The following is a 15,884-nucleotide window of genomic DNA, read 5'->3' on the forward strand; positions in this document are numbered from 1 at the left end:
GATGCTTGAATAGATTCCCCTATGTGGGTTCTATTCCTCGCGCTCTATCAATCCGTTCAGCTACGCGGTGAGCCGCTTCCAACTCTGAACAGCTGTTCTCCTGCATCAGTGTCCAGCGCTCGGCTTTTTCCTCGGGCTCCGTCATGGCCAGGGCGAGATAAAGACTAGGCGGTACAGCCCGAAACAGCGTTTCGAGCTTCTTCGACAGCACGACTCCCTCAGTGTATTTACCCGGCTCCTTACTGGCGGAGAGCAACAAGGCTTTCTGCGCCGGTGAAAGCTTCTTGAAGCGGGCGATTTCTTCGATTTCCGCCGGTGGCATGTTCAAACAAATCCACCATTCGATCATGTTGAGCATGGTCTGCGCGGCAGTGGGGAAGTCGGCAAGGTTTTGCGTCGCCAGCCAGAACCACGCGCCGAGCTTGCGCCACATCTTCGTGCCCTTGACCACGAATGGCGCCAGCAGCGGGTTTTTGGTGATGATATGGCCCTCGTCGGTGACCATGATGATCGGACGCCCCAAATACTGATCGCGCTCGGCGAGGTTGTTCACGGTGTTCATCAGGCTGATGTAGCTGATGGACATCTGTGCCTCGTAGCCTTCGCGCGCGTAAGTGGCGAGATCGACAATGGTCACATCGCTCTCGGGCCAAGGCGTGCCTTCGCGATCGAACAGTTCACCCTCGAAACCCTGGCAAAATAGGTCGATGGACTCGCCCATTTCCTGGGCGCGCTCGCGACGCTTCTCCGGCAAGTGCGGGTCGGCGGCGACGCGCAGCAAGGCGTCGCGCACGTTGCGGGTCAGTACCTGGCGGCCGGTGGCGACGCAGTTCTGCGCCGCATCCAGAATGCACTCGCGGATCAAGCTGCGATCGGCCCGGCTCAGGCGCGCCTCTTCTTTGGCCTCGCCGCCGGTGATCATCAGCCGGGCGGTGATTTCCAGCTCACCAAGAACATCGCGTTGGTCTTCGCGACTGGCTACCGCCTCATCGTCCAGCTCATCGATCGACAGACTCGCCACCTGATCCGGCTGCTCGACCAGGCGCCAAGCGTCGGCGAACGGAGCGAGGCTGACCGAGGCACCAGGTTTCAATTGGACCTTGTTGACCGACAAGCCCTGTGTCGCGAAGTAATCGCCCTGCAAGCCGAATGAGTTGCCGGCTTCGACGATAAACAGGCGAGGGCGGTACACCGCCATGACCTGCATGAGCAGGGTGACCAGGGTCGCCGACTTGCCGGCCCCGGTGGGGCCGAATAACAGCAGATGGCCGTTCATGGCCCGGTCCAGACGTGACAACGGATCAAAACTCAACGGCGAGCCACCACGATTGAACAGAGTAATGCCCGGATGGCCGGTGCCGGTGCTGCGGCCCCAGACCGGAACGAGGTTCGCCAGGTGCTGGGCGAACATCAGACGCGTGTACCAGTTGCGCGTATCGCGGGCCGGGTTGTAAGCCATCGGCAACCACCGCAGGTAGCTGTTGCAGGCGGCGACTTCGTCGCCTTTCCGCACCGGCTGAAGCCCCGCACCCAACAGGGCGTTGGCCAGGCTGACCGAGCGCTGGTGCAACTGCTGTTCATCATGACCGCGAACATAGAACGCCAGCGTTCCCCGGTACAGCTTGTGCTGACGACCGATGATCGTGCGAGCCTCTTCGACATCCTGACGGGTCTGGGTCGAGGCCAGGTTTTCACCGATGGCTTTGCGGGCCAGGCGGTTCAACTGATCCTCGAGCACGTCCTGCGGCTTGACCACTAGGGTCAGGCTCATCACCGTGCCTTCAGGCAACTGGTCAAATAGCGCATTCACCGCGTCACCCTTTCGGGTTTCGCCGGTGAGTTGACCAATCGATGGCGCCCGCCGCAGCTTATCCACCACCATGACCCGATGGGGTTGACCATCGAAGTACCAGAGTCCGCGCTGCACATCCGAATGCGGTTCGTTGAAGAACAGCCGCTCGGCAAAGTCATGATCAAAGGGCAGTTCCAGCGACTCACCGTCGCCCGACTCCGGATAGGCCGCGCGGCGGTAGAACTCCTCGGGCGCTTCATCGGTGAGCCTGGGGGCTGGATTGAACCAGGGCAATAACCAGGCATACAGACCTCGACCATCGACTCGCGTTGATTGCACCCCGCACGCCTGCAGCGAGGCACCGATCCGCTCACAAGCCTGATGCAGGGATTGCACCGGGGTGAGTCCCGTCTCCTCGCCGTCAGACTCAAGCCAGCGATAGACCACCAGGCGCACCTGGCGGTTGTTTCCGCGCCAGGGCAGGCGCGTGACTGCCTTGTCCTCGAACAGACCGCCGGGCTTGGCGATGGCCTTCAGATGTCGGCGAGTAAGTTCCAGGTACGCTTCGGTGAACACCGTGCCTCGCGCGCTGTACTGAATGTAATCAGTGAGCCGGGTCAGGTAGGGGGTGAAGTCGTTGTCGTCCTGACAGAAAAACTGCGCCACCCAAGGGGCTTGATCCCGCTCGTCAAAGCTGTCCTGCAGGGCATCCTCAAGGGCATCGCGGGCCGCCCTCAACCAATCGGGTTCGCGCCCTTCAGTGCCGATGGGCATCAACTCGAACACCGAACCCACCGAGCGATTGTCATCGAGCAGAAAACACTGCTCGGTGTCGAGGTACTCGACCCACGGAAGGTGATCGGTGAAGCTGGGGTTGCGCGCGTACAGTGCGGCTTCATCGGCCAAGGTGGCGCGAGGGCGCAATGGATTGCGCCAGGCTTTCCACGCGTGAGCGCCGGTTCGCATCATAAGTCTTCCTGGCGTTCACCGGGCAGCGCGTACTGCACGCGCTGGTAAAACGGAAAAACGGTCGAGTAGCCCGGGACCGGTGCCTGCTCGGTACCGCTCAGGTGCGGATACACGTACAGCAGCAGATCGGGATTGGGCAGGCGAGGGAACAAATTGTGGATCTCGTTCGTCGCGGTGCGCGTGTACGGTTCTTGGAGAGAGGCGGAGAAATCTACCTGGGCCAGCGGACGGCGTAACTGCTGCCGAGCATCCAGCAGTTGCTGCTGAGTGCCTTGCGAGCCGGCACCGTTCCAGATGTCCAGCATGGTTTGCTCGCCATGGGACAGCAGTGTCTCCTTGTCGGTGGAACACCCCGCCAGAACCCAGCAGAACACGCTAATCCAGGTCAGGCAGGGAGGCATGGTCTTTTTCATGGCGAACGCTCCGGCCCTTGGGCTCGTAGTCGATGGTGATTTCATGGTCGAGGTGCAGAGCGACTTGGGCGGCCGGTGGCACGTACACGGCAGCAAAGGCTTCGCCATACAGCTTGTTCACCCACTCGCGGATGTCGCTGACCCCACCGCTGAGAATTGAATTCAGTGCGCTATTGCCACTGCTGCTGGTGACCCCGAAGACACTGCCGCCCGAACTGATCACGCTGCTGTTGTTCTTCTCATCCCCGAGCAGAGCGGCGACACCGGCGCCGGCGGCCGTGATGAGGCTCTGGCTGCCGAGGTACTGCTGGGCGTTCGAGCGGCGCTCGCCGGCAATGCAAGGAATGCCATACGGATCGGACAGGTAACCGAGTCCGCCACGGATTTTGTCGGTGTTCGAACTCTGGGTGGTGGAGGCATTGCGGCTGGCTACCGCCTTCGGCTGAGGCACCGTGCGGATGGTGCCATTGGTAAACACAAAGGTGATCGACTCGACCTGTCCGCGTACGCAAGACAGGGTCCAGTCACCGGAGGCTGTGCCGCTCATCACGGCCCCTGCGACGTCCGGCAGGTCGATGCCGTTGGCAGTCAGGTTCTCCGGACCGACCAGCACCTTGAAGGGATAGGGATCATTCACTGTGCCGTCCACCGGGACTCGGCCGATCAGCGCGGTCATGGCGACCGAGCCCATCAATGTCGCGTTTTCGGGAATGGTGTAGACCGGCTTCGCGCCTTCGGTACGATCAGCGGAGCGCGTCAGGTCACGCTCACCCTTGGTGACTGCACGTAGCTGTTTCTGGCTGCGATCAATAGCGTTATCTTTCAAACCTTCCAGTGAGTTGAAGGTGGAAGGCAGACTCAGTGCGGGGGAGGTCTTAGTTTTGCCTCGGGCGTCGGTAGACTTAGCGTCCGAGGGTTCAATCCACTGCATCGTGTCACCGGCAGGATGGCCTCCCTCGAACTGAGCGCCATCGCCTGGCTGAAGCCCCAGTCCGACCGGCAGATCCTGACCTTTGCCGGTCAGTCCGGACAACTGATTCTGCAACTTTGTCAGCAGCCCATGGGCCTGGCGACTGTCTTGTTCCGCTTTGAGTCGTGCTTCGTTGGCTTGGCGACGGCCTTCGTCAACCTGCTGGGTCACACTGCCGAGCGCCGTCTGGATACGCGAATCGACACTGTTTTCCCGCTCGCGCAGTCGATTGTTTTCCGTCTGCAGTGAGTCATTGTGTTTCTTCAAACCGAGCATGTCGCTGCGCATGGCCTTCACCTGGCCAACCAGGGTGGCGACCGTGTCGCGTGGGGTATCGCCTGCAATGCCAAGCGACTTGGCTTGCTCGGCGGATAACTGAAGGTTGCCCTGATCAACAGGGTCCTCTGGAGAGGGCGTGCTGCCACCCGCGACCCAGGTTTTCAGGATGATCAGCACCACAGTCAGCAGCGCAGCCGGTACCAGCCATTTGAGCAATGCATTAGCCTTCATCGCCAGCACCTCGCACAACGGGCGGGAGCAGCACGGCGTGTTCGAGGCCGGCACCGCGAGTGACGAGGTAGGCGATCGTGGTGTCTTCAGCACTGCCGACAGGCCCGAGGAAGGCGTGTTGGAAGGTCGCGGCGAACAGCTTGGCCTGAAGCTGACGCGGGTCGAGTTGCACGGTCCCTGAACCACGATTGCGCAACTTCACCGCCGTTACCCAGTAATCACCGAGTCGCCAGGCAGCGATGGGTGTGCTGGACACGTTTTCGGTCGGCAGCAGGGGCGGTAGTTCGGTGCGCAACTTAAGCGGTACGCGGCGTATACCTGGTAGGGACTCCACGGTGCGCAGAGGCGCGTACAGGCTTTGCGCGGCATAGCGCGTCAAAGCGACCGGGATCGGTGTATGTTCTGAAACAGGGACGGTGCTAGATTCAGCCTCGGTAGCTTGCACCTGAGCATTCTTGAGAATGCGCACGGGCTCCAGCGGTTGATCGCCGGGAGTGGCCGCGATATCTAGAAGGATGATCTCGCCCGTCGTTACTGATTGCAGTTGCAGGCGGGTCGGTGCAATGGCTTCCGACGCGCGCAGGTACAGCGTGCCGCCAGTTGATTGTACGCGCAGCTTACCTGTCAGGGTTGAGGGCACGCCGACTCGAACAGCCTCATCGACAAAGACCACCCGTTCTTGATTGATCACCAGAGGGACCACGAGGGGTAGGCGTTCCCAGTGCATCAGCTCGACGGCCTGCGCTGCAGCTCCCCATAGCATCAGTGCGACGGTGAGTCCCAGGGTAGAAATCCGCTTCATGGCTCAACTCCAGGCAGGGAGATTTTTTGCGGAGTGCCCTGATAGCAATCCAGCGCCAGCCCCCACTTATTGCGTTCGGGGTCCAGGTCGAAACGCACTACGCGTAATGGATAACGCACCACCACTCGTTTCACCGGTTCGGCGGCGTAATACTCATCGGCGTTGAGGTCGAGCTTGACCAGCCAGCTGTCGCGGTCGAGTTGCTTGACCCTGAGTTCCGGATCTTCGCTATAGCCTCGGCCCAGAATTTCGTAGACGCCACGCACCCGCTGGCGCAGTTCGCCAGCGGCTTTGCGGTACTCGTAGTCGCCGTCGAGGAAGGCCTTGCAGGCGGGTGTCAGGTAGGACTGCAAACCATAGATGGCACGGCGATAATCCTGCTCACCATCCGAAGGCCAGCGGTTGAGTTGGCCAAAGATGTACAGGGCAAAGGCATAGACATTCTCTGAGGGAATATCCCACCACTTGCGAGTGCTGCCCGAGCGCAAATCCGGAGGGACATGCACGGTCAGGTCGGTCGGCGCCGAGCGCCATCCGTACCAGAGTCCGGTACAGAGCAGGGCGAGGATCACTACCGCCAGACGCAGGCTGAAGATATGGGCCTGCTGGGCATCGACCTTGTTCCGAAAACGACTCATGACTGCCACCGGGACAGGGCAGGGCGCAGTCGACGTGAGCGGCGAACCGTCCAGGCGCCGGAGTGGAGGATCAAACTGCCGTGACCCAGACGCCAACGGCTGGCGAGTATCCATTCGAGCTTGCGATATAGCCAGGTCTCGGGGCGGGCTCGTTTGGCCCGACGCAGTAGCGTGCCACCGGCAAGCAACACCACCGCCATGCTTGCGATCATGCTCGTCGGTGCCACTGCAATGGAGGCGGTGGCGATCGCCAGAGGCACGCCCAACAGCAGGCCAATGACTGCGCCGGCGCCGAGTGCCACCCACATCTCATCATTGGTTAAACCACGCAATACGACGGGATCGCGATTGAGTCGCTCTGGCAGAAAGACCAAGGTGCCGTTGGCAAGGCGTTCGATAGCGTCGTTCATGCCAACCTCACAGAATCGCGGCAGCCTTGGTCAGGAACCAGATGATGATCACCACCAGCAAGGCTCCGATGCCGACTACGGCGCCGGGGTCTTTCCAAGTCTTGCGCTGGTTCTGCACGTCGGCATACACAGTCAGGGAATGCCAGGCCACACCCAAGAAAGCGAGCAGGGCGATCAGCAGGCCGAGGAGGATGCCGCCGTCGTAGGCGTAGTTTTTGATCGTTTCGATCAATCCTGAGCCTTCGCCACGAGAAGGGGCTTCCATGGTGGGAAGTTCGGCAAAAGCCAGACTTGGACCGAGTACCAACAGCAGACCGATCAAGCGCTGGCTCGCACGATCACGCAGGTTGTTTTTCAGGGGGGCAAAGCACTTGTGCATGACGGCGATCTCCTGGATTAAGACAGGGTGAAGAACATCAGTAAGAGCAGGGCGAGCAAGACGCGCGCGGCACTGCCGCCGAAGGCCCCAAAACGCACACTGCCTGTCGCCCATCCCCGGTAAGCCGTCCACATCACCCAGGCGCACCAGAGCAAGGTCAGGACGAGAACCACGGACAGCCAGAGCGTCGAGCTGCTCTGCGGTGAGAAACCGGAGGCGTTTTGGAAGGCAGCGGCCTGAGCCTCAGTCATGCTCATGGCAACGGCTCCGCGGGCAGTGTGTCTAGACGGTAATCACCGACCAGTTCAGTGGAGTCGCGGGGTTGCGCACGGGAAGGGAACAGGTAGCCCTGCATGCCGTGGCGGATGCGCTGGATGTCTTGGATCCGTTGGGGGTAGTCGAAGCGGTAGCGATCGTCGGGTTCAGCCGTGCTGGCTACCTCAGCTCGCGTTGCAAGGCGTTCGATGGTGTCGAGTTGCAGCTGAATAAGGCTGAGTTGATCCTGCTCATGAGCCGAGGCGGCATAGCTGCTGCCGTGAACGATAGCCAGCGAGATTAGTAAGCAGCGAAAGACGGTAGTCGGCATGATGCTGTCCCATATGGAGCTGGGAGCAGAATCAAGTCAAAGGTCGAATTATTCCGTAAGAAACCTGAGGTCTGATGAATCGCTTTTTCTGGGGAAGGATTGGGGATGTTTACTTTACAGCTAAAGTGGTGCTTCGATCATTGGTGGAGAGCGTCGTCGAACTTTAGGGAAAAGGAGATAGCTGCTACCTGCAGCTTGGGGACGGTGATACATGTCAGCTCTCGATCACAACAGATCTGATCGGGGGTGAGCACATCAAATTCTCGGTTCAAGATGTGGTGAATATCGGGCCACTCGACCGTCGCTGTTATGTAAGTATGCGAGCCCGATTGCTTGCAGATCAACGCCAGTTCCGGCATCGGCCCACACACCTTGACGCAAGCGGTTTTTTTGCCATCCTCTGTATCGTTGACACGATACTGCAGCTGCTGGCGGCGCTTCGGAGTCGAGTGAATAGCTCGCTGACGCTAGCGCGTAATCGAGTCCTCTCAACATCTGGAGTTAGGTCCGTAAGCGATGGCTGAATAGCACGAACAAGGCACATCAAATGCTTCCCACAGAAACTCAATCGAATCGCGTGCGCTTAGCTGATCAATCGGCGTTTGCGTTCGTACTCCCCAACATAAAGAGCTCGGTAGCCGTTTTTAAAATGAATTTCTCCGCTCAAGACGAGCGATCCTGGCTTCCAGCTCCCGGTTTTGTTCTGCTGTTCAGGCGTCAGGGCTTTGTTCAGAGGAGTTTCGCCATTACGTTCCTGCTAAAGGTGATTGAACCCAGCGATGCGGCGCGGACACGATTTCCATCGGCCAGCGTTTACCTCCATATGCGCTGCCACCCATAACTACCAGGGCTCTGGACATGGGCCATGCAAATATGGACCAAAAGGACCGAGCCACTAAGAAAGTGGTGACGTAAATCAATGACTTGACGAACCATTATGCTCATGGGAACCGGACACACTGACGTTCAGCCCCCGACATTGCATGCCAAGTAGACCAGCGGTTGCGGTGATAAAATAGGACGGAGTGCTTCAGGGGTATGAACTTACCCCTAAAATACGTTGCCCTATCGCCCGTGGTCAAACAAGTATGGTTTGGGCGTTTGTTTGGAATCCTTTGGGCAAGCATATTGGAATATAATGTGCGAATCGCACAATCCACTGACCCGCTTCGGTAAATTTCCATGAGGTCGTTATGGCTGCTTGCTTCACGCTGAACAATCGTGGGGTTTCGCCCATTAAAAGTGCATGAATACCTAACGTTCACGCGGTTCTGGTCTAGACCATATCCAGAGGTTGCCCAACGCCATGCCGACAAGCGCGCAATACATCGACCAGTGGTGAGGCATCAGGCCGAGCATCAGGCCACCACACAAGAGCATGCCCAGTGTCGCGCTGATTTTCGCCCGACGGGCGATGACCCTGCCATTTCTCCAGTTGCGCAGGCTGGGGCCGAACAGCCGATGGTTCTCCAGCCAGGCACTTAGTCGCGGCGAGCTTTTTGTCGCTGCCCACGCCGAGAGCAACACGAATTCGGTTGTCGGCAGGCCAGGGACGAAGATCGCGATAAAGGCTATCGCCAAGCTTGCATAGGCCAGGCTCGACAGCAGCCATCGCGTCAGTTTCGCAGAAGGCAGGGCAGGGTTAGTCATGGTTTCTATCATTGAGGGCCGTTGGCGCGAGCCGCCGGCAGCTAAAGACTGCGATGACCACAAGCGCGAACAAGTTGGTCATAAATGCTCAAATCGGTTCTGCGACCACCTCGTAGGCTTTTTCCAACAACACGGTAAAGCGGTTGAACGCGGCGAGCGCTCCTTTGTCGACGGCTGTTTCATCTTCGGCGCTCAGTTCCAGGCCGTCTAGAATGCGGACGAACTGTTTCCAGCCTTCTGCGCGTCCACCTTCGGGCTCGCCCAGGTGACGGGCGCCAAAGTTCTCGCTCAGACCCAAGGCTGCGGCGCGCTTGATAAGGAATGCCGCGCCCAGTTTCGAGCCCTCGGAGACGAACAGCCAGCCCAGTGCTTCTGCCAGGCCAGGCTGGCCCATGCCACCGGGTACCGAAGCTGGCACGTCAGTGCCCAGATCTGCCAGGTCGGCCTTGGCTTGCGCTGCCCGGCAGCGTGAAGGCAGGGCGGGGAAGATTGCGATGAGGGCGGGGTCGTTATACAGCGGCATCAACTCCCACTGGAACAGGTACTGGGCCACGACGAAACGGGAAAAGCCGCCGATGCTGTCGAACGGCGCATTGGCCTTGACCAGCGTATCGAGTTTGGCGTGGGGCTCATGGGTAATTTGGTTCAGGCGTTGAGAGCGCAAGGTCGTGTGTTGGTCGCGAGCATGAGTGGACATGGGCTGTGGCTTTCCTCGTCAAAGTGATGCGCCCACCTTAGGAGGCGCCTGGGGAAGCCACAAGCGTGGCTCCATTAAATGTCCTTAAGGTACGTACCAGCACAATGGCGCCCGGTTAAAAGGACGATTCGCGGATCAACACAGCCATCACCTCACGTGCGATCTGCGCCAATGGGCTGCGCGCCTCAGCCTGGATCGACACACTGCCCCGCAACGCCGTGATGCCCTGCCCGACGTTGGCCTGTGGTCGCAGTAACACGCGATACAACGCCTGTTCTGGTACAGGCACATGCTGTTCATCCAATTGCGCGGCAATGCGGCCCTCGTATACCGAGGCCAGTTCCGGCGCTGAGCTCAGTTTGTGAACGGCGGTCTGGCCGATGTCTTCGACTGTCAGCGACTGGCTCGGCCTTCTTGGGTCTTCGGGGTAGAACCATGCGTTGGCGCCGATGCTTAAGCGTTCACGGTCACGCTCTCCAACAAAGGCCTCCACCAGTGGTTGATCGGGGGCGACCACAGTGGCAAGGCCTTCGCCGGCCTGTAGCCATTCGCCCACGGCCAGTGGAGTGGTGAGGTCTACCAGCCTGCCGTCGAAAGGGGCGATCACTTGCAGCTGTGCGCTCTGGCGCGCCAGTGCGTCCTTGCGCTTGAGCGCTGATTGCAGCTCTTGCTGGGCGACCGCCTGCCGTGCGTTGTCATCGGCGGCACGGCGCTGCAAGCTGGCCTGTTCGCGCAGCAGCGCGATGTCGCGGTCCAGCTTTTCCTGGTCGTGAGCCAGCTGTGGTGATTGCAGTTGGAACAGCGTCTGGTCCTTCTGCACGGTTTGGCCATCGACCGCATCCATGCGTTCCAAACGAGCGGCCACGGGAACAAACAGACTGGCTTGGCGTTCGGCGCGCAGCAGGGCCGGCGCCTCGACCCGACCACGCCAGGGCAGTACGGCGAGAATGATGGCGGCCAGCAACAGAGCGCCGCTGATCAGGGTATGACGGTTCATGCGGTAGTCCTTGCGGCGCTGGTACCAGTGGCGAAGTTCGTTGTAGATGGGGCGCATGATGAAATGCACGATCTCGACCGCGAACAGGACAATGCCCAGCAGTTTGAAGGCGTAGTGATAGACCAGCAGGGCGATGCCCAAAAACAGGAAGAAACGGTAGACCCAGGTAGCGAAGGCGTAGCCCAGCAATACCCGGCGCAGCCAGGGCTCGAAATGCTCGGGGGCCGGGTCGTTCAGGCCGAACAGGGTTTTGCGTAGGCGCCAGCGTGCCAGGTCAAAGGCGCGTTGCTGCAAGTTGGGCACGTCCAGCAGGTCGGAAAACAAAAAGTAGCCATCAAAGCGCATCAGCGGATTGAGGTTGACGGCCAACGTGAGGATCCAGCTGGTGCTGGCCAGGATGAACGCGCAACTGCGAAGCGGGCCGTCAGGCAGGAAGGTCCACACCAGTGTCGCCCAGGCCGCCAGATAGATTTCCGCGAGCATGCCCGCCCCCCCGATGGCCAACCGTTGTCGTCGCTGCGGCAAGCGCCAGGCGCCGCTGGCATCGGTGTAAAGCACCGGCCACAGCACCAGAAAGGCCACGCCCATCGTGGGTACTCGGCATCCTTGCAGCTTGCACGCATAGGCATGGCCGAACTCGTGCAGGGTCTTGGTCAGCACCAGGGTGCAGGCTGCCAGCATCGCGCCTTCCGGGCTGAAAAAGTGCAGGAACGTGTGGACGAACGTCTCCCATTGACGCGTCACCAGGTACAGCCCGAGCAAAGCCGCACCCAAGGAGATCAACGCAAAGCCACGCCCCAGCAGCGGGCGTACTCGCGGCAGCGTGCGGGTCAGAAAGCGGTCCGGGCGCAACAGTGGCAGGCGGATCGACAGGTAGTTCTGTAGCAACCAGCCAGCCCAGCTGCTGCGTCGGGTCTGATGACGCCGACGCAGAGTGTCGAGCGCGGGGGCACCGCTCAACTCGACCAATTGAATGTCGCGCAGAAACTGGGCGAAGGCCTCTACGTCCTCGCTTTCCAGGGCCAGCGTGGTGTCGGTCGCCACCGCCGCCGCGACCTGTGCGGCATTGCCCAGATGCCAGCGTGCCAGCATTTCCGCCTCTGCCCAGGCGATGCGGTAGAAGCTGGAACGTGCCGGGTCTTCCAGGGTCCAGCTGGGCGATCCGTCGCGCAGGCGCGGGCCAGGATACAGACGCAGCGTGCGGCGTAGGATCGGTAAAGGGTGTGGCACGGGTAGCGCGCCTGCACTGACGGGCCGTTCACTGACGGTTGCGCTCATGCTTTACCAGCCCAGATGGGTGCGCAAGGCGGCCAGTGGCCGGCGCAACAGGTAGTTGATCAGTAAGGTGCGCTGGCCATAGAGCTTGGCCGTGCCCTTGAGGCCGACGCGCAGTTGTGGGTCGCTGGTGTCGAAATTGGCCTGTAGGCGGTAGGCCATCGTGCCGTCGGGCTGGGCAGAGGCGCGGTAGCCCAGTTGCTGCAAGGTGGCTGCCGAAGGACTGCCCGGCTGGCTGTTAAGGAACAGGCGCACTTGGGCGCCTTGCTCCAAAGCGATAGCGTCGGACACTGGCAGCAGGATTTGTAGGCGCACGTCATGGGGATTGGCCACCTGCATGATGCGCTCACCCAGCGACACCGGTCGGCCGATCCAGTCACTGGGGTCGTCGAAGATGGCAACACCATCACGGGGGGCCACGATCAGGGTGCGTTGCAGGTTGCCTTCCAGATATTCGACGTCGCTGCGGGCCTGGTCGCGGCGGGTGATCAATTCGGCCAGTTCGGCCTTGGCGCGTTCATCGAACAGGGCTTGTTGGCGCGTCTGGCGCAATTGTGCATCGGCGGCGGCCATTGTCTGGCGTGCTGACTCCAGACGGTTGTCGAGTTCACGACGGTCCAGTTGCACCAGCGGTTCACCAGCGCTGACGGTTTGGTTGGGCTGCACCAGGATACGTTCCACCACGGCCTGCAAGGGGGCTCGCAATACCGCCGGGTCGCGGGCGATGACTTCTGCCGGGGCCAGCACTGTGAGGCTCACCGGCAGCACTGCCAGCACGAGTGCCGCAGCACATCCGCCCAGCACCAATCGGGTTGGCTTCAGGGTTGACCAGCGCGCAGCTTTGGGCCCTTGGACAACCAGGCTGCTCCACGCATGGGCGTAGGCGTCTTGCAGCAACTCCAGCAATGCACGGTCATGCATTTGCAGCGGCGCATCGCGGTTGAGCAACAAGCTGCCCAACAGTTTGCCCCGGCGATTGTGCAAGGGAACCCATAGCAGATGCTCAGCCAGGTACTCTTGCCACTCGACCTGCTCGTCAGCGGGCAGGTTGCTGGCGCGCAGGTCCTTAATCTGTTCGCTCCCTGGCTCGTTGCGCCAGGCTTGGCACCAGCGCTTGAGCGCCAGCGTGAACGGAGCGTCGGGCTCGATCCGCGCCAGACCTGAACACTGCTCGATGCGCTGGCTGTCGGCATTCCACAGCAGGGCCTGGTGATAGTCGAATAACTGACGGCTGTCGTTGACCATCAAAAAGCCCAGCCCCAGGAGGTCAGGCTGGGCGCGGGCACGTCGCTCCAGTTGCAACAGCAGGGCCATGCACTCGGCGCGACGATCCCCGCGCAACGGCACGGCGGCGTTCAAGAACCCACCGCTGGCGGTTTGAGCAAGGCCACGCCGCTCATGCCGGGCAGCAACTGGCGAATGTCACCGGTGATTCGGGCAAATACCTTGATAGACCGGCTGAGCGGGTCGATGGCGGCACCCAGTCGCTCAATTTGTGCGGCGTATTGCTGGCCGGTTTCGTCGAGTTGCACCTGGAAATCCTGACCGGCGTGCAGCCAGCCAAGCCAGTCCGATGGCACGATCAACTCAAGCTGATAGGCGCTGTCATCGTAGATGGCCAGCAACTCGGTGCCTTCGGCCACGTGCTGCCAGCGTTCAGCCTTGCGCTGGGCCACTCGCCCGGCGAAGGGCGCAACGATCGCGCAGCGTTGCAACACGGCACGGGTCACGCCGCTTTCAGCCCGTGCCACGGCCGTTTCAGCCTGAGCCTGGGCAACATCGGCATGGCTGATGGATTCTAGGGCATCGAGCTTTTTTGCCACGTCGAGTTTTTTCTGTGTGCCTTGTTGGGCGGCTTCGCTACGCGCCAGTTGCGCTTGCTGCACTGAGCAGTCGAACGCCGCCAGGCGCTGGCCTTGTTTGAAGTGGTCGCCTTCCTTGACGTTGAGCTCGGTGAGCTTGCCCGCGATCTCGCTGGACAGCGTGGTCTGGCGGATCGGGCTCAATTGCACCCGCAGCTCACCGACCGCCTCGGCGCCATTGGCGCGGGCCGCCGCTACCGCGATCAGGATGGCGAACAACGCAGACCAGCGTTGAGCGGCTGGCGTCGGCTTAGCGGACATTGACGTTCTCCAACGGCACCACTTCGGCGCCGCGCAACGAGCCCAGGCTGTCCCACATATCGACGCGCAGGGTGCCAGTGGCAGGGTCGGCACTGGCTACGGCCATCGTTAGTGGCACCGGGAGCCCTTGCACGCTGGCGATGCCGGCGGGGATAGCGCCCTGGCCTTGGGACAGACGCACGGCATTGCTGGCAATGGCCTGGCTGAGCTGGATGATACTGGCGCCGGCAATGCGCTCGGGCAGCGGGTCAAGCCCGGCCGCCTGATAAACCGCGCCGTAGGCAACCTGCATTTCGGCGAAGCTGCGGTCACGAGTGCGGGTGGTCAATATCGTTTCGGTCGCTGTGCGCACGCGTTCAAGACGGCTCTGGGCCTGGCTTGCATAAGCGCTTTCGCTTTGGCGCAGGATGCCGCGCTGCAACTGTTGCAATTCGTTGGAGCTTTCAAATACCTGACTGGAGCGTTGGTACTCGCGCCAGGCCACGTTGACTTGGGTCAGCACCGCCATGCGCATGGCCTGGCGACGCAGTTCGGCCACTTGCAGACGGGTCTCGCCCGCTTTCTTCACGGCCGGATAGGCCAGCACGTTGAAGAGGTTCCAGCTCACCTGCATGCCGGTATCGGCCCACTGATCATTGACCAAGTAGCTGTTGCTGTCGTAGTTGGCCCCGGCAAACAGGCTGACCCCAGGCAACAACTTAAGCATGGCGCTGCGTGTTTCCAGCACTGCATTGCGGGCCTGATAGGTCTCGGTGCGGATTTCCGGGCGCTTGACCATGGAGGTGGTTTCCAGGTCGGCCAGGGAATAGTTGAGCAACGGCTTGGTATAACCGCTCTCGTCCGGCAGTACCAGGCTGTACTGGGTGGCGGGCGGCAGGTTCATCAAGCCGGCCAGCCGCGCTTTGGCGATGGACAGCTCGCCATCGACCACTTCCAGTTGGCGGATCATTTCCAGCAGCGTCTTCTGGTAACGCAGCGATTCCACGGGCGCCATCAGCCGTTGTTTCTCGGTTTGCCGCGCCTGCGCCAAGGCAGCGCGCGCATCGCCCAGAGCGGTCTGCAACTCGGGGCGCAGACGCTCAGCGCTCGCCGCCTGCCAGTAAGCTTCACGCACCTGCTGGACAATATCGGCCACCACTTTGCGCCGAGCTTCCTCGGCTGCCAGGGCCTTGTTGGCCTGAGCCTTGGCGCTGAAATAGCTGACGCCAAAATCCAGGACGTTCCACGACAGGCGCAGTTGGGCATCGCGCGACGAGCGATCGGTGCTGGTTGAAGGCTCTAGTGATTGCTCGCCCGTGGTGACCGATTGGCTGGACGAGCCAGCCACGTTGTCCCGCCCGCGCCACCCGGCGCTGGCTGCCAGTTGCGGCAGCATGTTGAGCCGCGTCACTTCCAGCATATTGTCTTCGAGGGCGCGCTGCATCAGGCCCAGGCGTTGTTGCAGGTTGTATTTCACGGCCCGTGCCATGGCTTCATCGAGGCTGATCGGGCGGGTCACCGGCTCCTGATTGTCGAACATTACGCGCTGGTCGGCCACGGTGTCGGCCAGTTGCTGTTCCAGGCTCACCGGCTCGGGCTTTATCGCGCATGCGGACAGGCCCACGGCTGCCACGGCGATGGCCAGGCGCAGGGACAGTCGCGGTTCTATGCGTTGGTTTTTGCTGTTCTTCATG

At 61.0% G+C, this 15,884-nt stretch carries 15 protein-coding genes and 1 pseudogene; all 16 read right to left on the minus strand.

Annotated features, from left to right (window positions below):
• Positions 1–19 precede the first annotated feature (19 nt).
• Entirely contained in the window at positions 20–2,761 is a 2,742-nt protein-coding gene (locus ACYZUD_RS01235) for a conjugative transfer ATPase (protein WP_462022226.1), read from the minus strand.
• Positions 2,758–3,174 (minus strand): TIGR03751 family conjugal transfer lipoprotein, encoded by a 417-nt coding sequence (locus ACYZUD_RS01240; protein ID WP_462022227.1) that lies wholly within the window; start codon positions 3,172–3,174, stop codon positions 2,758–2,760. The genes ACYZUD_RS01235 and ACYZUD_RS01240 overlap by 4 nt, the downstream gene beginning before the upstream one ends.
• Complete coding sequence (locus tag ACYZUD_RS01245) at positions 3,137–4,654, minus strand: TIGR03752 family integrating conjugative element protein (protein WP_462022228.1); 1,518 nt, start codon at positions 4,652–4,654, stop codon at positions 3,137–3,139. The genes ACYZUD_RS01240 and ACYZUD_RS01245 overlap by 38 nt, the downstream gene beginning before the upstream one ends.
• Complete coding sequence (locus tag ACYZUD_RS01250) at positions 4,644–5,456, minus strand: TIGR03749 family integrating conjugative element protein (RefSeq protein WP_462022229.1); 813 nt, start codon at positions 5,454–5,456, stop codon at positions 4,644–4,646. The genes ACYZUD_RS01245 and ACYZUD_RS01250 overlap by 11 nt, the downstream gene beginning before the upstream one ends.
• Positions 5,453–6,094 carry a PFL_4703 family integrating conjugative element protein gene (locus tag ACYZUD_RS01255; RefSeq protein ID WP_462022230.1) on the minus strand — a complete coding sequence of 214 codons (642 nt, stop codon included), beginning with the start codon at positions 6,092–6,094 and terminating at the stop codon, positions 5,453–5,455. The genes ACYZUD_RS01250 and ACYZUD_RS01255 overlap by 4 nt, the downstream gene beginning before the upstream one ends.
• Positions 6,091–6,504: a TIGR03750 family conjugal transfer protein gene (locus ACYZUD_RS01260; RefSeq protein ID WP_462022231.1), complete on the minus strand. Its 414-nt coding sequence runs from the start codon at positions 6,502–6,504 to the stop codon at positions 6,091–6,093. Before ACYZUD_RS01260 ends, ACYZUD_RS01255 begins: the two co-directional genes overlap by 4 nt.
• A 7-nt stretch (positions 6,505–6,511) precedes the next feature.
• The gene (locus ACYZUD_RS01265; protein WP_462022232.1) at positions 6,512–6,883 is read right to left on the minus strand and encodes a TIGR03745 family integrating conjugative element membrane protein; all 372 of its coding nucleotides are present in this window, start codon (positions 6,881–6,883) and stop codon (positions 6,512–6,514) included.
• Between the two features lie 17 nt (positions 6,884–6,900).
• Complete coding sequence (locus ACYZUD_RS01270) at positions 6,901–7,140, minus strand: TIGR03758 family integrating conjugative element protein (RefSeq protein WP_462022233.1); 240 nt, start codon at positions 7,138–7,140, stop codon at positions 6,901–6,903.
• The gene (locus ACYZUD_RS01275; RefSeq protein ID WP_462022234.1) at positions 7,137–7,469 is read right to left on the minus strand and encodes an integrative conjugative element protein, RAQPRD family; all 333 of its coding nucleotides are present in this window, start codon (positions 7,467–7,469) and stop codon (positions 7,137–7,139) included. The genes ACYZUD_RS01270 and ACYZUD_RS01275 overlap by 4 nt, the downstream gene beginning before the upstream one ends.
• A 227-nt stretch (positions 7,470–7,696) precedes the next feature.
• A pseudogene (locus tag ACYZUD_RS01280) lies at positions 7,697–8,226 on the minus strand (IS3 family transposase); the annotation flags it as partial.
• Positions 8,227–8,723: 497 nt separating this feature from the next.
• Positions 8,724–9,119: a YbaN family protein gene (locus tag ACYZUD_RS01285; RefSeq protein WP_462022235.1), complete on the minus strand. Its 396-nt coding sequence runs from the start codon at positions 9,117–9,119 to the stop codon at positions 8,724–8,726.
• A gap of 88 nt (positions 9,120–9,207) precedes the next feature.
• A complete protein-coding gene (locus ACYZUD_RS01290) occupies positions 9,208–9,816 on the minus strand; it encodes a biliverdin-producing heme oxygenase (protein ID WP_462022236.1) in 609 nt (202 codons plus the stop codon).
• 115 nt (positions 9,817–9,931) lie between these two features.
• Positions 9,932–12,091, minus strand: a complete 2,160-nt coding sequence (locus ACYZUD_RS01295; protein WP_462022237.1) for an HlyD family efflux transporter periplasmic adaptor subunit — start codon at positions 12,089–12,091, stop codon at positions 9,932–9,934.
• A gap of 3 nt (positions 12,092–12,094) precedes the next feature.
• Entirely contained in the window at positions 12,095–13,447 is a 1,353-nt protein-coding gene (locus ACYZUD_RS01300; RefSeq protein ID WP_462022238.1) for an efflux RND transporter periplasmic adaptor subunit, read from the minus strand.
• Complete coding sequence (locus ACYZUD_RS01305; RefSeq protein ID WP_462022239.1) at positions 13,444–14,211, minus strand: efflux RND transporter periplasmic adaptor subunit; 768 nt, start codon at positions 14,209–14,211, stop codon at positions 13,444–13,446. Before ACYZUD_RS01305 ends, ACYZUD_RS01300 begins: the two co-directional genes overlap by 4 nt.
• Positions 14,201–15,883, minus strand: coding sequence for a TolC family protein (locus tag ACYZUD_RS01310; RefSeq protein ID WP_462022240.1), 1,683 nt, complete (start codon positions 15,881–15,883; stop codon positions 14,201–14,203). The genes ACYZUD_RS01305 and ACYZUD_RS01310 overlap by 11 nt, the downstream gene beginning before the upstream one ends.
• Position 15,884 lies beyond the last annotated feature (1 nt).

The sequence above is a fragment of the Pseudomonas sp. XS1P51 genome, from assembly GCF_054897845.1.